Genomic DNA, 15,460 nt, shown 5'->3' with positions numbered 1-15,460 from the left:
CCATATATCCATATTGTATGTATAGATTCCTTGGAATTTCCGTATACTATACCAATATGTAATTGGAGGATAAGCTATGAATCTAAAAAGCCGTTTCAGCCCTAATAAAGAAAATTTTCGAATGCACCATACAGACTCCAACCTATACCCGACAATGAGCGAAAAGATTATTTCCTGGCTTCCAGCTATCCCAAAAGATTATGTTCTCATTTGTATTGGGACAGACCGCTCAACTGGTGATTCACTCGGCCCCCTGGTTGGTACCCTTTTCTCCGAAACGAGACCTAAGCATATGACAGTATATGGAACACTACACGAACCAGTTCATGCAACCAATCTGCAAGAATATATGGAACAAATAAACAAGCAACACCGTGACCCTTTTATTATCGCCATAGATGCCTGCCTGGGGAAGAATTCATCAGTAGGTCAGATCATATCAGGGACAGGCCCAATAAAGCCAGGAGCGGCCTTAAACAAGCCTCTGCCTGACGTAGGAGATGTACATATTACTGGTGTTGTGAACATAAGTGGCTTTATGGAGCATTCCGTCCTCCAAAACACACGACTATCGGTAGTAATGGACATGGCAGTAAAAATTTCTGGTGTATTGGATCAAATTGACCAACGGATGACGTATAACCATCCTAAACCCTCTGTCGTGCTGAGGTTTAAAGAAGAAATGAAGACATCTGCTCCACAATCTTAGATAATTAAAAAGGGCTCGGATATAACGTCCCAGCTCTATGCAACACGAACAATAAAATAAGAAAAGAGACTGCTTTATTACCGCTTCGGAAAATACTACGCTTTCCGTGGGCACGGCCTCGGGCCAACAGGATGTTGGTCACAAAGGCGTTGCCACAGGACGTGGCGCTCTTAGCCTTTCTTCCTTTTCCTTGCGGGGCCTTCAGACTCGTGCTGTTCCCACAGGACAAGTAAGACTTCGTCAGCGATTCATCGCACGCAGAAAATGCGAATGCATTTTCAAGGAGTCTTCGCATTTTCCTTTGCTAATGTGTGGTTAAGATACAAAAAAATCAGGACTATATCCGGAAGTATTCAAACTTTTACTACAATACTTCGTTTGAGCGTCCGTTTTTTTTGTTTAATTTTTTTATGTTCCAGCTTCTTTTTGCTTTTTAAAAAAGATAATATATAGAATAAATGATACCTACTGTCAAAATAGATGGAAGCAGGTTTCCAATTCTAATTTTTGTTAGCTTTAATAGATTTAAACCAATGGCTACTATTAGTAATCCACCTACAGCCGTTAGTTCAACAATCAGTCCATTTAGAAAAACTTCTGGTAGCCAGTTCTCTATTTGTGTCGCAAGTAATGCTATAGCCCCTTGATATAGAATGACAGGGATGGCAGACAGTATCACACCAAATCCCAGTGTTGTCGTAAGCACTAATGCTACAAAACCATCTAGTATACCCTTTGTTATAAGTACCTCATGATCCCCACGGATACCACTATCTAGCGCACCTAGTATTGACATGGCACCGATCACAAAAATAAGAGAAGACGTTACAAAGCCCTGTGCTACACTAAAATTGTCATTCTTTGTCGTAAATTTACTTCCTATCCAATTGCCTAGTCGATTTAATGCTTCTTCTAATCTTAGTAATTCCCCAATGATCGCTCCTGTTAGTAGACTTAACAACACGACGATAATAACCTCTGTTGTGAATGCCATTTGTAAACCAATAAGCAAGACAGCCAACCCTATCCCATGCATAACTGTTTCTTTATAACGCTCTGGTATTTTGGTGAAGAATAGACCTAATATGCTCCCAATAATAATAAGTGCTCCATTAACTAGTGTTCCGTATAATACCATCGCTACCTCTCCTGTATGTAAAATCTCTCTAATATCGTTGATTGTTTCACGTGAAACAATTTCCATAGCAAAAGACTGACGATACGTACGCCAGTCTTTTAAAATTTAATCTTCTAATACTTCAATGATGCGTTGTAAATCATCATCCGTATAAAATTCGATTTCAATCTTCCCTTTTTTCTTTCCACGTTGAATGGTTACAGCTGTACCAAAGCGATCTCGTAAAAAGGATTCTCTCTCTTGTAAAAAAACATCCTTTTTAGGTTTTTCCGCTTCTTTCTTTACTGGTTTTTCGTTCAGCTGAATAATTAGTTGTTCAACTTGTCTTACGTTTAATTTTTCTTGACGAATTTTATTTACAAGAGGAATTACTTTTGTTTTGTCTTTTAAGCCTAGAAGCGCTCTTCCATGTCCCATGGAAACTTCCCCGTTGTTTATATATGCAATAATTTGCTCTGGTAAGGAAAGCAGTCGAACAATATTAGCTATATGTGACCTGCTTTTTCCAAGTCTTTTCGCAAGTTCTTCTTGGGTAATCTTTAGCTCGGCCATTAAATTGGTATAAGCATGTGCTTCCTCAATTGGTGTTAAATCTTCTCTCTGAAGATTTTCAAGCAAAGCTAGTTCCATCATCCTGTCATCAGATAGCTCTTTGATGACTACAGGAATCGTTCCTAGGCCAGCCTCTTTTGCAGCGCGGAACCTTCTCTCCCCTACTACAATCTCATATCCTTTAATGCTTTTTCGGACAATAAGCGGTTGAATAATGCCATATTCCAATATAGATTCTTTAAGTTCTTCAATCGCATCTGCATGAAACGTCTTCCTAGGTTGATAAGGATTTGGCCTACATTCTGTAATTGCAATTTCTTCTATTTTCTCATTGGCCTTTTCCTCAATCTCAGGAAAGAAAGCATTTATCCCTTTACCTAACCCTCTCGCCATTGGCCACCACTTCCTTCGCTAATTCAAGATATACTTCTGCACCTCGAGACTTAGGATCATACGTTATTATGGGTTGTCCATGACTTGGCGCCTCTCCCAATCTTACATTTCTCGGTATGATAGATTGATAGACTTTGTCTTGGAAGTATTTTTTCACTTCGTCAATTACTTGGATACCTAGATTTGTTCGAGCATCCAGCATGGTCAGAAGAACCCCTTCAATCATAAGATGCTTATTCAAATGCTTTTGAACAAGACGAATTGTATTTAATAATTGGCTTAAACCCTCTAATGCATAATACTCACACTGTACAGGAATTAACACCGAATCGGATGATGTTAACGCATTTAATGTTAGTAGACCTAGTGAAGGCGGACAGTCGATAAGAATGTAATCATAGTCTTCTTTTAGACTTTCTAATGATTTTTTCAAACGTATTTCTCGAGAAATAGTCGGTACAAGCTCAATTTCTGCTCCAGCAAGCTGAATGGTAGCAGGTATTATATCTAAGTTGTTTACACTTGTGGGAATGCAAACTTCTTCTGCAGGCATGTCTTCTACAAGTACATTATAGATACAGTGCTTAACATCTGCCTTATTTACACCTACCCCGCTTGTCGCATTCCCTTGTGGATCTGTATCGACAAGTAACACTTTGTTACCTAAATGGGCAAGGCATGCACTCAAATTAACGGATGAAGTTGTTTTCCCTACGCCACCTTTTTGATTTGCGATGGAGATTATTTTTCCCATGTTGACACCTACCTAACGATATACATTTTATTTTATCACTAATTGCAATAAAAGGACGAGATAATTTTCACTTTTGTTAAGAATTTGTAATTAGCTGAAGAAGAAAGAGGAGGAGAATCGATGAATTAAGTAATTGGAGGTGCTATATTATGGGACCATAGACCCTCTTATTTAATGATTGCTGTTTTTCGCGTACGTTTTTCTGCACCGCCTTTTATTGCATCACTTCTATTGGAAAAATACCCATCTCCTTTAAAGATGGGTATGTATTATTTGGAATAAAGTAGTAAAATTATTTCTGTTTCGGTATTTTAATTGTTATTTGGTAATAATCATCCATTTCCTGCTCATCAGATTCCACGTCGACTCCAGTATCTGAAACCATACTTAAGGATTGCCTGATTGTGTTCATTGCTATGCGAACATCTTTACTAAACCCTTTTAGAGTTGCCTTCTTCTTAGGTGGCGTGTCTTTTGGTTCATTCATCTTCGCAATCCGTTCTTCTGTCTGTTTTACATTTAATTCGTTCTCCAATACATCCTTAAGAACTAGAAGTTGTTTTTCTGGATCCTTTAATTTGATTAACGCGCGGGCATGACGCTCTGTAATCATTTTGTTTAGCAAAGCTTCTTGAACCTCTTCAGGTAGCTTTAATAATCGCAATTTATTAGCAATTGTTGATTGATTTTTCCCCAAACGTTGTGCTAATGCTTCCTGTGTTAAGGAATGGAGTTCTAAAAGTTGAGCATACGCTTTTGCTTCCTCAATGACTGTTAACTCTTCACGCTGAAGGTTCTCTATTAACGCAACGGAAGCTGTTTCAGTATTGGTCATTTCTCTAACAATAGCAGAAACTTTCTCCCAGCCTAAAAATTGTACAGCTCGCCAGCGTCTTTCCCCAGCAATTAGCTCGTACTTACCTTCTTCACCTTCCACTTTGCGTACAACAATCGGCTGAATCATTCCATGCGTATTAATGGTTTGTGCGAGTTCTTTTATTTTCTCTTCCTTAAAAATAGTTCTTGGTTGATAACGATTGGGCTCAATATCACTGACTAGAAGTTGAACCACTTCATCCGGATGATAGGCTTCTACTTCTGATTCAGAGTCAGAAGCGGGCTTTTCCCCCAAACCAAAAATTTTATTAAAAGGCTTTACCATCATCAGACACCACCTTTTGATTTACTAGTTTAAAAAACGCTTTCTCCTACAGAAGCGAGACCGTTTTTCTTTTACTCTTAATAGAGAGGAGCTATGTAAAAAATGTTTCACGTGAAACATTTAGATTTTTAAGACAAATGTACTTTTGGAAGATTGCCAATGATAGAATTCGCCAATGTGTCTTGTCGACAAGCCTAAATAAAGGATTAATCGAACAAATAGTTATATTTAAAAAATAATCGAATTCACGCAGTCTCTACTTCTATTTTACCATATTAAAGCCTGATAAAGTAATTAATTGTATCTATATATTCTCTAATCTATAGAATTTTTGAAAACTTATTCTATTGGTTCCTTGTTAGGGGTACCAGGCTTTCTAGGATATTTTTTGGGAGTTTTTCGTACTTTATCTATCACAACAATGGAGCGTTCACTATCTTCTTTTGGCAGAGTAAAAGAGAATGTGTCGGACATTTCTCCACCCATCAACTCAACTGCTGCCTTACCTGTGGATAGTTCTTCAAGGGCTTGGGACCCTTTCATAGCAATAAAGACGCCTCCCTTTTTGACTAAGGGCAGGCATAATTCACTTAAAACAGACATTCTTGCTACTGCTCTAGCTGTTACAATATCAAAGCTCTCTCTGAAATTACTGTTCTTACCAAAATCCTCTGCGCGGTCGTGGTAGAACGCTACATCTGTAAGCTCTAGTTGTGAAGCTAAATGGTTTAAGAAGCCAATACGCTTTTGCAATGAATCCACGATGGTCACCTTTAACTCCGGAAAACAAATCTTGATTGGAATGCTTGGAAAACCAGCACCTGCTCCTATATCGCATACATGCATTGGTCCGTTGAAGTCGAAATGGAAAGCAGCAGAGATGGAATCATAAAAATGCTTTAAATAAACATCTTTTTCGTCTGTCAACGCTGTTAAGTTTATTTTTTCATTCCATTCTATTAAGGTTTGAAAATAAGTGGCAAACTGTTCTAGCTGGTATGAAGTGAGTTCTATCCCCTTTTCTTTCAAGGCCGTTGCAAACTCTTCTGGATTCATATAATGGAATCTCCTTTACGTAATTTACATTTGTACTATGTACCATGGTGGGAGTTAGAGCTGCCTTACAGCATCTCTTAACCCACCATGTTAGAAGTTTACTGTGCAATTGAATAGAAGAGTAGTACCTTTCGTTGCGCCGACAAGTACTCCCCTTTCGTTTTCCATTTTTTATTCACCTAAAGAGAAAGGGGGCGTTGCACACTAACCCCTTTAGCTCTAAATACTTGCTATAAGCCTAATTCGCTACGCGTGCTATATTCCCCTGTTCAATATAAACAAGCAAGATCGAAACATCTGCCGGGTTAACGCCTGAAATTCGAGACGCTTGCCCAACGGATAATGGACGTACCTTCTTAAGTTTCTCCTTCGCTTCTGTAGCAATCCCACCAATAGCATCATAATCAATGTCATCTGGAATTTTCTTATCTTCCATTTTTAGCATTCTGGAAACTTGCTCATAGGCCTTTTTAATATAACCTTCATATTTAATTTGAATTCCAACCTGTTCTTTCATCTCATTTGAGAGATCTGGGTTAGGTTCTATCATGTTCTCTAAAATCTCATAAGATAGTTCAGGTCGCTTCAATAAATCATACGCTTTTACTGCTTCTTTTAATGGTGTTGCTCCTGCTTCTTCCATAACCTGATTGATGGCTTCACTTGGTTTAATAATAAGCTTATTCAACCGTTTCTTTTCTTCCTCTACCAGTCGTTTCTTCTCTACAAATGTTTGGTAACGAGCATCCGTAATCAACCCAAGCTCATTTGCAGTTTCTGACAATCGTAGATCAGCATTGTCATGACGAAGCAACAGGCGGTATTCCGCACGGGAAGTTAGAAGTCGATATGGCTCATTCGTCCCTTTTGTAACAAGATCGTCAATCAGGACACCAATATAAGCTTGTGAACGATCTAAAATAACTGGGTCTTTTCCGAGTACTTTCGCTGCTGCATTGATTCCTGCCATAATTCCTTGTGCAGCAGCTTCTTCATATCCAGATGTCCCATTTATTTGTCCAGCTGTATATAGTCCAGCAATTCTTTTTGTTTCCAATGTTGGCCATAGCTGTGTTGGAACCACTGCATCATACTCAATGGCATAACCAGCACGCATAATTTCAGCGTTTTCCAAACCTTCTACACTACGTACCATATCATGTTGAATTGATTCTGGAAGCGAGGTCGATAACCCTTGTACATAAACCTCTTCCGTATCTCTTCCTTCTGGCTCCAAAAAGATTTGGTGACGTGGTTTATCGTTAAAACGTACAATCTTATCTTCAATAGATGGGCAATAGCGTGGACCCGTACCACGTTTCATCCCTGAATACATTGCAGACAAGGATAGATTTTCGTTAATGATCTCATGCGTAAATTCATTGGTATAAGTCAACCAGCATGGGATTTGATCTGTTATATACTCCGTTGTTTCATATGAGAAGCTTTGTGGCTTTTCATCCCCTGGTTGAATCTCTGTTTTGGAATAATCAATGGTATGACTGTTTACTCGTGGTGGTGTTCCGGTTTTAAAGCGAGTCAGTTCAAAGCCTAGATCCTCTAGATGCTCTGAAAGTTTTACAGAAACGCGTTGATTGTTTGGGCCACTTTCGTATTCCAAGTCTCCCATTAACACCTTTCCACGCATAAACGTACCTGTCGTAATAATAACCGTTTCTGCGCTATATGCAGCTTTTGATTCGGTTATTACTCCTTTACATACCCCATCCTCAACAATTAATTCATTTACCATGCCTTGTCTTATTGTAAGATTTTCTTCGTTTTCAATAATGTTTTTCATTTCTTTTATATACAAAGGCTTATCAGCTTGTGCACGTAATGCCTGAACAGCTGGCCCTTTTCCTGTATTTAGCATACGCATTTGAATATGCGTCTTATCAATCACTTTAGCCATCGCGCCACCAAGTGCATCTATTTCCCGGACAACAATTCCTTTGGCCGGACCACCGATAGATGGATTACATGGCATAAAGGCAATCATATCCAAATTAAGTGTAAGCATTAAAGTTTTTGCACCCATTCGAGCAGACGCTAACCCTGCTTCAACACCAGCATGCCCTGCACCAATTACGATTACATCATAATGCCCAGCATCATATGTCATTGTTTTTCATCCTTCCTATTATTTAAAGTACATGTTTTTCTAACATGCATCGATTATTTTCCTAAACAAAATTGTGAAAACAATTGATCAATCAAGCTATCACTAGCTGTATCACCAATAATTTCACCTAAAAATTCCCATGTGCGTGTTACATCTATTTGTACGATATCAAGTGGCATTTCCATATCCAATCCCTGCATCGATTCTTCTAATGCTTCTTTCGCCTGTTTTAATAGCTGGATATGACGAATATTTGAAACATAGGTTAGATCACCTGTATCAATCTCGCCGGAGAAGAACGTTTCGGCTATTGCTTGTTCAAGCTTGTCGATGCCTGCTTCCTCTAATAGTGAGGTGGTGACGATTGGATTTCCTTCTGACAGTTCACTTACTTTCTCAAGATCTAATTTTTGCTCCAGATCTGTTTTATTTATAATTACAATATATTCAAGTCCTTGAATTGCTTCAAAAAGTTTTTCATCTTCTTCGGACAGTTCTTCATTATGGTTTAAAACAAATAAGATCAGATCAGATTCCTTCAGAACCTTGCGCGAACGCTCTACCCCTATCTTTTCAACAATATCTTCCGTTTCCCTGATACCTGCTGTATCAACAAGGCGCAACGGAACTCCACGAACATTTACGTATTCTTCAATGATGTCTCTTGTTGTCCCCGGAATTTCTGTCACAATGGCCTTGTTTTCCTGTACTAATGCATTCATTAAGGATGATTTCCCGACATTGGGACGACCAATTATCGCGGTAGCAAGCCCTTCACGTAAAATTTTCCCTTGTTTTGCAACCTCCAAAAGGTTTTCAATTTCACGATGCACTTCTTTTGTCTTTTCACGCATTACTTCTTTGGACATTTCTTCTACATCATCATATTCCGGATAATCAATGTTAACCTCTACATGCGCTACTGTTTCCAATAAATTTTGCCGTAATGTTTGAATTAGCCCTGATAACCTGCCGTCCATTTGCTTTAAGGCAACAGACATCGCTTTGTCAGTCTTCGCTCTGATCAAATCCATTACTGCCTCTGCTTGGGATAGATCTATTCTACCATTTAAGAAGGCGCGCTTTGTAAACTCCCCTGGTTCAGCTAGGCGTGCCCCTTTACTTAAGATGATTTCTAGCACACGGTTGACGGAAACCATACCACCATGACAGTTAATTTCGACAACATCTTCCCTTGTAAATGTCTTTGGTCCTCGCATTAAGGTAACCATAACTTCTTCGGCAACCTCTTGAGTTTGGGGATCAAGAATTTTGCCGTAGTGTATTGTATGGGAATCAGCCTCTCTTAAGCTTTTCCCTTTATATATTTGCTCGGTAATGGAGATTGCCTCAGGACCGCTTAGCCTGACGATGGCAATCGCTCCTTCGCCAATAGGTGTGGATATTGCAGTAATTGTATCTGTCTCCACTACATTTCACCTCCAGAAACGTGCTTTTTATCTATATTAATAACGAATTATATTTTTATCGCCACTAACTTAATAGAATAACACAACTTCACCTAAAAATAAAGTTATCCACAACAGTTTTTTATCTCTATTAATCCTGTTTTTATCCACATGTGTATAGTTCGTAAAAATAATTTCACGCTTTGTGTTCTTTATTTGTGGATAGAGGTTGTTCTATTTCTACTTTCGCCAAAGATTGAATTTGCTAGACTGGTACATTTTTTCTAACGCAAAAAATCCGCTTGGTTTCACTTGAAAACCAAACGGATTTATCTACATTTTTACTATTAAACTTATATGTCGCTTTAAAAAAACATTTCGCTATGCAAATTGTTTTCAATTAAGGTTTAATGACGATGTGGCGGTGTGGCTCTACACCGTCGGAATAGGTGTTAATTCCTTTTTTTGACTGCAGTGCGGCATGGATAATTTTGCGTTCGAATGAAGGCATTGGTTCCAGTGCAACCTTTTTATTCATTCGCACTGCTTTATCGGCCATTTTTGCTGCAAGCGACTCTAACGTGTCTTTTCTGCGTTGGCGATATCCTTCTGCATCAAGAGACACTGTGTAAAATTGCTTACCATCTTTATTAATTGCAAGATGGAGCAAGTGCTGCAACGCATTTAGCGTTTGACCACGTTTTCCAATGAGAACAGCAATATTTTCACCGCTAAGTTCAAAGTTCACATGATTTCCTGTCACAGTCACTGTAATTTCTGCTTCGATGTTCATATTTGTAATAATTTTCTTAAGATATTCCGTTGTTTCTTCTATTTTGTTCTTTGCTAACGTAACTTTTACAAAGGCACGTTTAGAACCGAATAGACCGAGCAAGCCTTTCTTGCCCTCGTCTATTATTTCAACTTTTACCTGATCCTTCGTGGTGTTCAACTGCTCTAACGCTGACTGGACGGCTTCATCAACTGTTTGTCCACTCGCAGTTATTTCTCTCACTTTTTGTCTCCTCCAACTACTTCTTTCATCATTGGTTTACGGATAAAAATAGTTTGTATCACCATAAAGACGTTACCTACAACCCAGTAAAGTGCTAGTGCTGCTGGGAAGAAAATAGCAAACACACCAATCATAATTGGCATAACATAGAGCATAACAGCCATTTGTGGATTGTTTGCTGCAGGGCTTCCTGCCATCATAAGCTTCTGTTGAATAAATGTCGCGCCACCTGCAATTAATGGTAACAAGAAGATTGGATCCGGTGAACCTAATTCAAACCATAAAAAGCTATGGGTACTAATCTCTTCTGTACGCATAATGGCATGATACATCGCTAGTAAGATTGGCATTTGAATGAATATAGGCAAACAACCAGCAAGCGGATTAACACCATGCTTTTGGAATAACGCCATTGTTTCTTGTTGCAGTTGTTGTTGTGTATTCGCGTCTTTTGAGCTGTGTTTTTTTTGAATTTCTTTTAATTCTGGCTGAATATCCTGCATCGCCTTTGAGCTTTTTAATTGCTTTACGTTTAACGGTACTAGGACTAAACGAGCTAGAATTGTAACAATTACTATGGAAAGACCATAATTTTCGTTGAATAACTCAGCAAAATAGGTAATAACTACGGATAAAGGATATACGAAGTAACTATTCCAAAATCCTTCACTTTCCGGTGTGATTGGCTGGTTAACCTCTGTACAACCAGAAAGAATTGCCAGCAACATAATGAGTGTCACAAGCAGTAAATACTTTTTACGCAAAATGTTTCCTCCTAACTATATGAAAAGCGCAAACGCTTAACATAAGCCTTATACAGATTTTCCTATATGTATTTTATCCTAAATCCATATGGGATTCTATATAAATTCTTTATTTTTTTAGTAGTCTTTCTTTATATAGTAAATGGTTGAGACTTTTTTTCATTTCTTCAAATGACATTTTTTTCGTTTGTTGTCTGGCAATAATAACAATATCGTAAGGATACTTTATCCGGTCATCCATCTCCTGAAAGGCCTGACGTAAGTATCGCTTAATACGATTTCTCGTTACCGCATTTCCAATCTTTTTCCCGACAGAAAGGCCAATGCGATAGTGATCTTGATCCTTTTTCTCTATATAATAGATGACAAGCTGTCTATTTGCAAAAGACTTTCCATGCTTGAATGTTTGTTGAAATTCTTCGTTTTTTTTGATGCGATACTCTTTTTTCATCATGATCACCTTTACTACTCTACATATCCAGCTTGTCCTTCATATTTCTATGTATCGGCCCCCGGATCGAAACCCGGTGAACCCGATTTACTGCTTAAAAACAATTAATGGCCTTAAGTGGAAAAAAGACCACTGACTTATCAGTGGCCTATGCAGACAATACTTTTCTTCCTTTACGACGACGACGAGCTAAAACTTTACGTCCGTTTTTAGTACTCATACGCGTACGAAAGCCGTGTACTTTTTTGCGTTTACGGTTATTTGGTTGAAACGTTCTTTTCATTTATCATGCACCTCCCCAAGGGATGAAATTTCCTGTTTAAAAATCTTATCATAAGACAGTCTTTGTAATTATAAGTAATAACTATGCCTTCTGTCAACTTTATTCTCGTTAATAGCTCATTTAATTGCTTACTACACCATCTATGTGACCTATTTTCAACACAACCTACTTTGCTATGAAAACATTTAATAGATCCTCTTGAAAATCAAAAGAAAATTTATTGTGGATAGTTTTGGTGTCTTTTGTGTCCAGTAATTACTTTCACCGTATTATTCATTCAACACTCTATCCCTTATGTACTATTACTCATTTTTCACTATCCACACCCCATTGTTCACTGTTTTATTACAAAAAAATACTATCCACAACACATATCGACAGGAAAATCACAAAATATAGTAGTGTGGATAGATGTTGTCTACAACCAATGGGACTTGTGGATAAATGTCGAAACATCATTGCACATCACGGGTTTTTTTGATATTATAATTGTGTTTAACTTGTGTAAATTGATTTTAGTGATTTAAGTTATTCACAGATTGTGGATATCGTGTGGATATTTATTCACACCCTCGTTTACAACGTTATCCACAGAAATGTTAATAACGTTTATAAGCGTTCTAAAAGCATTATTGATCTGTACAAAACTATCCACAAGTCATTTTATTATATCGTTCATTTCAGCATGCCTAATTAAGGCTAAATAAACGCCTTTTATGAATGAATGCCTGTCCATCTTTATGATTGAGAGAGGCTTTTTCTGTCATGATATAAAACCAGGAAGGAGTGAATAAACGCTTGGAAAACATTGAAGAACTTTGGGTCGCAACCCTAGAAAAAATCGAAGAAAAAATTAGTAAACCAAGCTTCGACACCTGGCTTAAAAATACGAAAGCTGAATTTCTAGAAGAAAATACACTTGTTATTTCAGCGCCGAATGAATTTGCTAGAGACTGGCTTGAGAACCAATACACTGCACTCATATCTGATATTTTGCTCGACATTACTGGTTCTCGGTTGGCTACAAAGTTTATTATTCCAGATTCAACCCCACCGGTTGAAGAGTCAGAAATCGCACCCAAGCAGAATGCAGCAAATGAGGCAAATAATGAAACTCCAAAGTCTATGCTAAATTCAAAGTATACCTTTGACACCTTTGTCATTGGGGCAGGCAACAGATTTGCACATGCAGCATCACTTGCAGTGGCAGAAGCTCCAGCAAAAGCTTATAACCCACTATTTATCTATGGTGGTGTTGGATTAGGTAAAACACACTTAATGCATGCAATTGGCCATTATGTGCGTGATCACGATCCTAGTGCGAAGGTGGTTTACTTATCGTCAGAGAAATTTACGAACGAGTTTATTAATGCCATTATGGATAATAAAACGGTAAACTTCCGCAATAAATATCGAAATGTCGATGTCTTGTTAATTGATGATATTCAATTTATTGCTGGAAAAGAATCGACACAGGAAGAATTTTTCCACACCTTTAACACGTTACATGAAGAAAGCAAGCAAATTATTATCTCCAGTGACCGTCCACCTAAGGAAATCCCAACACTGGAAGATCGTTTGCGTTCTCGTTTTGAGTGGGGGCTAATTACTGATATAACGCCACCTGATTTAGAAACACGAATTGCAATATTAACGAAAAAAGCGAAGGCAGAAGGGCTTGATATTCCGAATGAGGTAATGCTGTATATTGCCAACCAGATTGATACCAACATTCGGGAGTTGGAGGGCGCTTTAATTCGCGTGGTCGCCTATTCCTCTTTAGTAAACCAGGATATTGACGCTTCGCTAGCTGCTGATGCATTGAAAGACATCATTCCTAGCAGTAAGCCTAAAATAATAAGTATTCAACGGATCCAGGAAGCTGTTGGGGAAAAATATAATATACGCCTAGAAGATTTCATTGCAAAGAAACGTACAAAGTCAATTGCATTCCCACGACAAATTGCCATGTATCTATCAAGGGAATTAACGGATTCCTCCTTACCGAAGATTGGCGAGGAATTTGGAGGACGTGACCATACGACCGTCATCCATGCCCATGAAAAAATTGCGCGTCTCATGGAAAATGACACACAACTAACACGTGAGATCGATGAAATTAAGGAAAGCTTAAAATCATTTTAAAGACTTTTTATAGGAAAGATTTCCTTTTTGTTTATTGATTTCCTATATTAGACCTGTGCACAGTGTGAATAGTGGTGCAAACTTACAAACAGTTTATCCACATGTGTATAACTTTTAGTGATCTAGGTTTTACACGCTTATCCACATAACCACAGCCCTTACTATTATTAATACTGTATTTTTATAAAAATAATAAATATAAAAGAACTTCCATTAGGAGGATTTATTCATGAAATTTATAATTCAACGAGATCAATTAATAGCTAGTGTGCAAGATGTTATGAAGGCTATATCTTCTCGTACTGTTATCCCAATATTGACCGGAATGAAAATCGAAGCGAAAGAAAGTGGCATTACCTTAACAGGAAGTGATTCTGATATCTCAATCGAATCTTTTATTCCAGCTGAAGAAAATGGAAATGTGAATGTAGAACAAATTGAAGAAGGAAGTATTGTTTTACAAGCAAAATATTTCCCCGATATTGTCCGAAAACTACCTGAAAAAACAGTAGAAATTGAAGCCGATGAAAATTTAAAGGTAACCATTCGATCAGGGAAAGCAGAGTTTAATTTGAATGGACAAGATGCTGAAGAGTATCCACAACTGCCTAAATTACAGACAAACGATAGTTTTGAATTACCAATTGACCTTTTAAAAAGCTTAATAAAGCAAACGGTATTTGCTGTATCTACTATGGAAACTCGCCCAATTCTTACAGGAGTAAATATAAAACTGGAAAACGGCAATCTTGTCTTTACCGCGACTGACAGTCATCGCTTAGCTTCAAGAGAAATCCCTGTTAGTGAGGCACCAGGTCAACTGCCAACTGTCGTGGTACCAGGAAAAAGCTTGAACGAATTAAATAAAATTTTAGACGATACGGAAGAAACAGTTGAAATCAGTGTCACAAATAATCAAATACTGTTCCGTACAAAAAATCTAAATTTCTTATCCAGATTGCTTGATGGAAACTATCCAGAAACCTCACGATTAATTCCAGAACAAAGCAAAACAGTTCTTCATGTAAAAACGAAGGAGCTTTTAAGCACAATTGACCGGGCTTCACTACTGGCGAAAGAAGAACGTAACAATGTAGTAAGATTGAGCACAAGAGGAAATGGATTAATTGAAATTACGAGTAACTCTCCTGAAGTAGGTACTGTAGCAGAAGAAATTACCGTTCCTTCGATTAGCGGGGAAGAACTAAAAATCTCTTTTAGTTCCAAATATATGATCGATGCACTAAAAGCAATCGAATACGAAGAAGTGAAAGTTGAGTTTACAGGGGCAATGCGACCATTCATCATTCGCCCAGCAAACGATGATCCAATTCTACAATTAATTCTGCCTGTCAGAACATATTAAGAAAGAAAAGTGAGAACACCTGATTCATTTCTCTAATAAAAAAATTTTCATAGAAGGTCCTTATCTCAAAAGATAGGGACCTTTTAATTGTTCTGGATAGCCCATAATAAAAAGTTAAAGGCTTTTTAAAAACGATTT

The 15,460-nt window shown here is 37.9% G+C and carries 14 protein-coding genes; 3 read left to right on the top strand and 11 right to left on the bottom strand.

Annotated features, from left to right (window positions below; all coding sequences use genetic code 11):
* The first annotated feature begins 76 nt into the window (after positions 1–76).
* A complete protein-coding gene (gene yyaC, locus BN985_RS02430; RefSeq protein ID WP_042220877.1) occupies positions 77–709 on the top strand; it encodes a spore protease YyaC in 633 nt (210 codons plus the stop codon).
* A gap of 433 nt (positions 710–1,142) precedes the next feature.
* On the opposite strand, the gene BN985_RS02425 is transcribed toward yyaC, so the two are convergent.
* From BN985_RS02425 to rpmH, 11 genes are all read right to left on the bottom strand, one after another.
* Positions 1,143–1,847, bottom strand: a complete 705-nt coding sequence (locus BN985_RS02425; RefSeq protein ID WP_042220876.1) for a DUF554 domain-containing protein — start codon at positions 1,845–1,847, stop codon at positions 1,143–1,145.
* A gap of 105 nt (positions 1,848–1,952) precedes the next feature.
* Positions 1,953–2,792: a ParB/RepB/Spo0J family partition protein gene (locus BN985_RS02420; RefSeq protein WP_042220875.1), complete on the bottom strand. Its 840-nt coding sequence runs from the start codon at positions 2,790–2,792 to the stop codon at positions 1,953–1,955.
* Positions 2,773–3,546, bottom strand: coding sequence for a ParA family protein (locus BN985_RS02415; protein ID WP_042220873.1), 774 nt, complete (start codon positions 3,544–3,546; stop codon positions 2,773–2,775). Before BN985_RS02415 ends, BN985_RS02420 begins: the two co-directional genes overlap by 20 nt.
* A 292-nt stretch (positions 3,547–3,838) precedes the next feature.
* The gene (noc, locus tag BN985_RS02410; protein ID WP_042220872.1) at positions 3,839–4,708 is read right to left on the bottom strand and encodes a nucleoid occlusion protein; all 870 of its coding nucleotides are present in this window, start codon (positions 4,706–4,708) and stop codon (positions 3,839–3,841) included.
* A 339-nt stretch (positions 4,709–5,047) separates the two neighbouring features.
* Positions 5,048–5,764 carry a 16S rRNA (guanine(527)-N(7))-methyltransferase RsmG gene (gene rsmG / locus BN985_RS02405; protein WP_042220870.1) on the bottom strand — a complete coding sequence of 239 codons (717 nt, stop codon included), beginning with the start codon at positions 5,762–5,764 and terminating at the stop codon, positions 5,048–5,050.
* Positions 5,765–6,002: 238 nt separating this feature from the next.
* Positions 6,003–7,889, bottom strand: coding sequence for a tRNA uridine-5-carboxymethylaminomethyl(34) synthesis enzyme MnmG (mnmG, locus tag BN985_RS02400; RefSeq protein ID WP_042220869.1), 1,887 nt, complete (start codon positions 7,887–7,889; stop codon positions 6,003–6,005).
* A 53-nt stretch (positions 7,890–7,942) separates the two neighbouring features.
* The gene (gene mnmE / locus BN985_RS02395; RefSeq protein ID WP_042220868.1) at positions 7,943–9,319 is read right to left on the bottom strand and encodes a tRNA uridine-5-carboxymethylaminomethyl(34) synthesis GTPase MnmE; all 1,377 of its coding nucleotides are present in this window, start codon (positions 9,317–9,319) and stop codon (positions 7,943–7,945) included.
* Positions 9,320–9,698: 379 nt separating this feature from the next.
* Positions 9,699–10,313: an RNA-binding cell elongation regulator Jag/EloR gene (gene jag, locus BN985_RS02390; RefSeq protein WP_042220866.1), complete on the bottom strand. Its 615-nt coding sequence runs from the start codon at positions 10,311–10,313 to the stop codon at positions 9,699–9,701.
* Positions 10,310–11,077 (bottom strand): YidC family membrane integrase SpoIIIJ, encoded by a 768-nt coding sequence (gene spoIIIJ / locus BN985_RS02385; protein ID WP_042220865.1) that lies wholly within the window; start codon positions 11,075–11,077, stop codon positions 10,310–10,312. The genes jag and spoIIIJ overlap by 4 nt, the downstream gene beginning before the upstream one ends.
* Before the next feature lie 109 nt (positions 11,078–11,186).
* Positions 11,187–11,528, bottom strand: coding sequence for a ribonuclease P protein component (rnpA, locus tag BN985_RS02380; protein ID WP_042220864.1), 342 nt, complete (start codon positions 11,526–11,528; stop codon positions 11,187–11,189).
* A gap of 148 nt (positions 11,529–11,676) precedes the next feature.
* The gene (rpmH, locus tag BN985_RS02375; protein ID WP_019377820.1) at positions 11,677–11,811 is read right to left on the bottom strand and encodes a 50S ribosomal protein L34; all 135 of its coding nucleotides are present in this window, start codon (positions 11,809–11,811) and stop codon (positions 11,677–11,679) included.
* Positions 11,812–12,609: 798 nt separating this feature from the next.
* Here rpmH and dnaA point away from each other — a divergent pair.
* Positions 12,610–13,956 carry a chromosomal replication initiator protein DnaA gene (gene dnaA, locus BN985_RS02370; RefSeq protein ID WP_042220862.1) on the top strand — a complete coding sequence of 449 codons (1,347 nt, stop codon included), beginning with the start codon at positions 12,610–12,612 and terminating at the stop codon, positions 13,954–13,956.
* A gap of 229 nt (positions 13,957–14,185) precedes the next feature.
* Positions 14,186–15,322, top strand: coding sequence for a DNA polymerase III subunit beta (dnaN, locus tag BN985_RS02365; RefSeq protein ID WP_042220861.1), 1,137 nt, complete (start codon positions 14,186–14,188; stop codon positions 15,320–15,322).
* The last annotated feature ends 138 nt before the right edge of the window (positions 15,323–15,460 follow it).

The organism is Oceanobacillus manasiensis (assembly GCF_000724085.1).
GTDB classification, from domain to species: Bacteria; Bacillota; Bacilli; order Bacillales; family Amphibacillaceae; genus Oceanobacillus_B; species Oceanobacillus_B manasiensis.
This window is presented reverse-complemented; position numbering and strand designations above follow the sequence as displayed.

What these genes read in the sequence shown, in the direction of transcription:
- rpmH (WP_019377820.1), bottom strand. Translation starts at nt 11,811, where the DNA reads ATGAAAAGAACGTTTCAACCAAATAACCGTAAACGCAAAAAAGTACAC.
- BN985_RS02425 (WP_042220876.1), bottom strand. Translation starts at nt 1,847, where the DNA reads ATGGTATTATACGGAACACTAGTTAATGGAGCACTTATTATTATTGGG.
- BN985_RS02420 (WP_042220875.1), bottom strand. Translation starts at nt 2,792, where the DNA reads ATGGCGAGAGGGTTAGGTAAAGGGATAAATGCTTTCTTTCCTGAGATT.
- dnaN (WP_042220861.1), top strand. Translation starts at nt 14,186, where the DNA reads ATGAAATTTATAATTCAACGAGATCAATTAATAGCTAGTGTGCAAGAT.
- mnmG (WP_042220869.1), bottom strand. Translation starts at nt 7,889, where the DNA reads ATGACATATGATGCTGGGCATTATGATGTAATCGTAATTGGTGCAGGG.
- yyaC (WP_042220877.1), top strand. Translation starts at nt 77, where the DNA reads ATGAATCTAAAAAGCCGTTTCAGCCCTAATAAAGAAAATTTTCGAATG.
- rnpA (WP_042220864.1), bottom strand. Translation starts at nt 11,528, where the DNA reads ATGAAAAAAGAGTATCGCATCAAAAAAAACGAAGAATTTCAACAAACA.
- noc (WP_042220872.1), bottom strand. Translation starts at nt 4,708, where the DNA reads ATGGTAAAGCCTTTTAATAAAATTTTTGGTTTGGGGGAAAAGCCCGCT.
- BN985_RS02415 (WP_042220873.1), bottom strand. Translation starts at nt 3,546, where the DNA reads ATGGGAAAAATAATCTCCATCGCAAATCAAAAAGGTGGCGTAGGGAAA.
- rsmG (WP_042220870.1), bottom strand. Translation starts at nt 5,764, where the DNA reads ATGAATCCAGAAGAGTTTGCAACGGCCTTGAAAGAAAAGGGGATAGAA.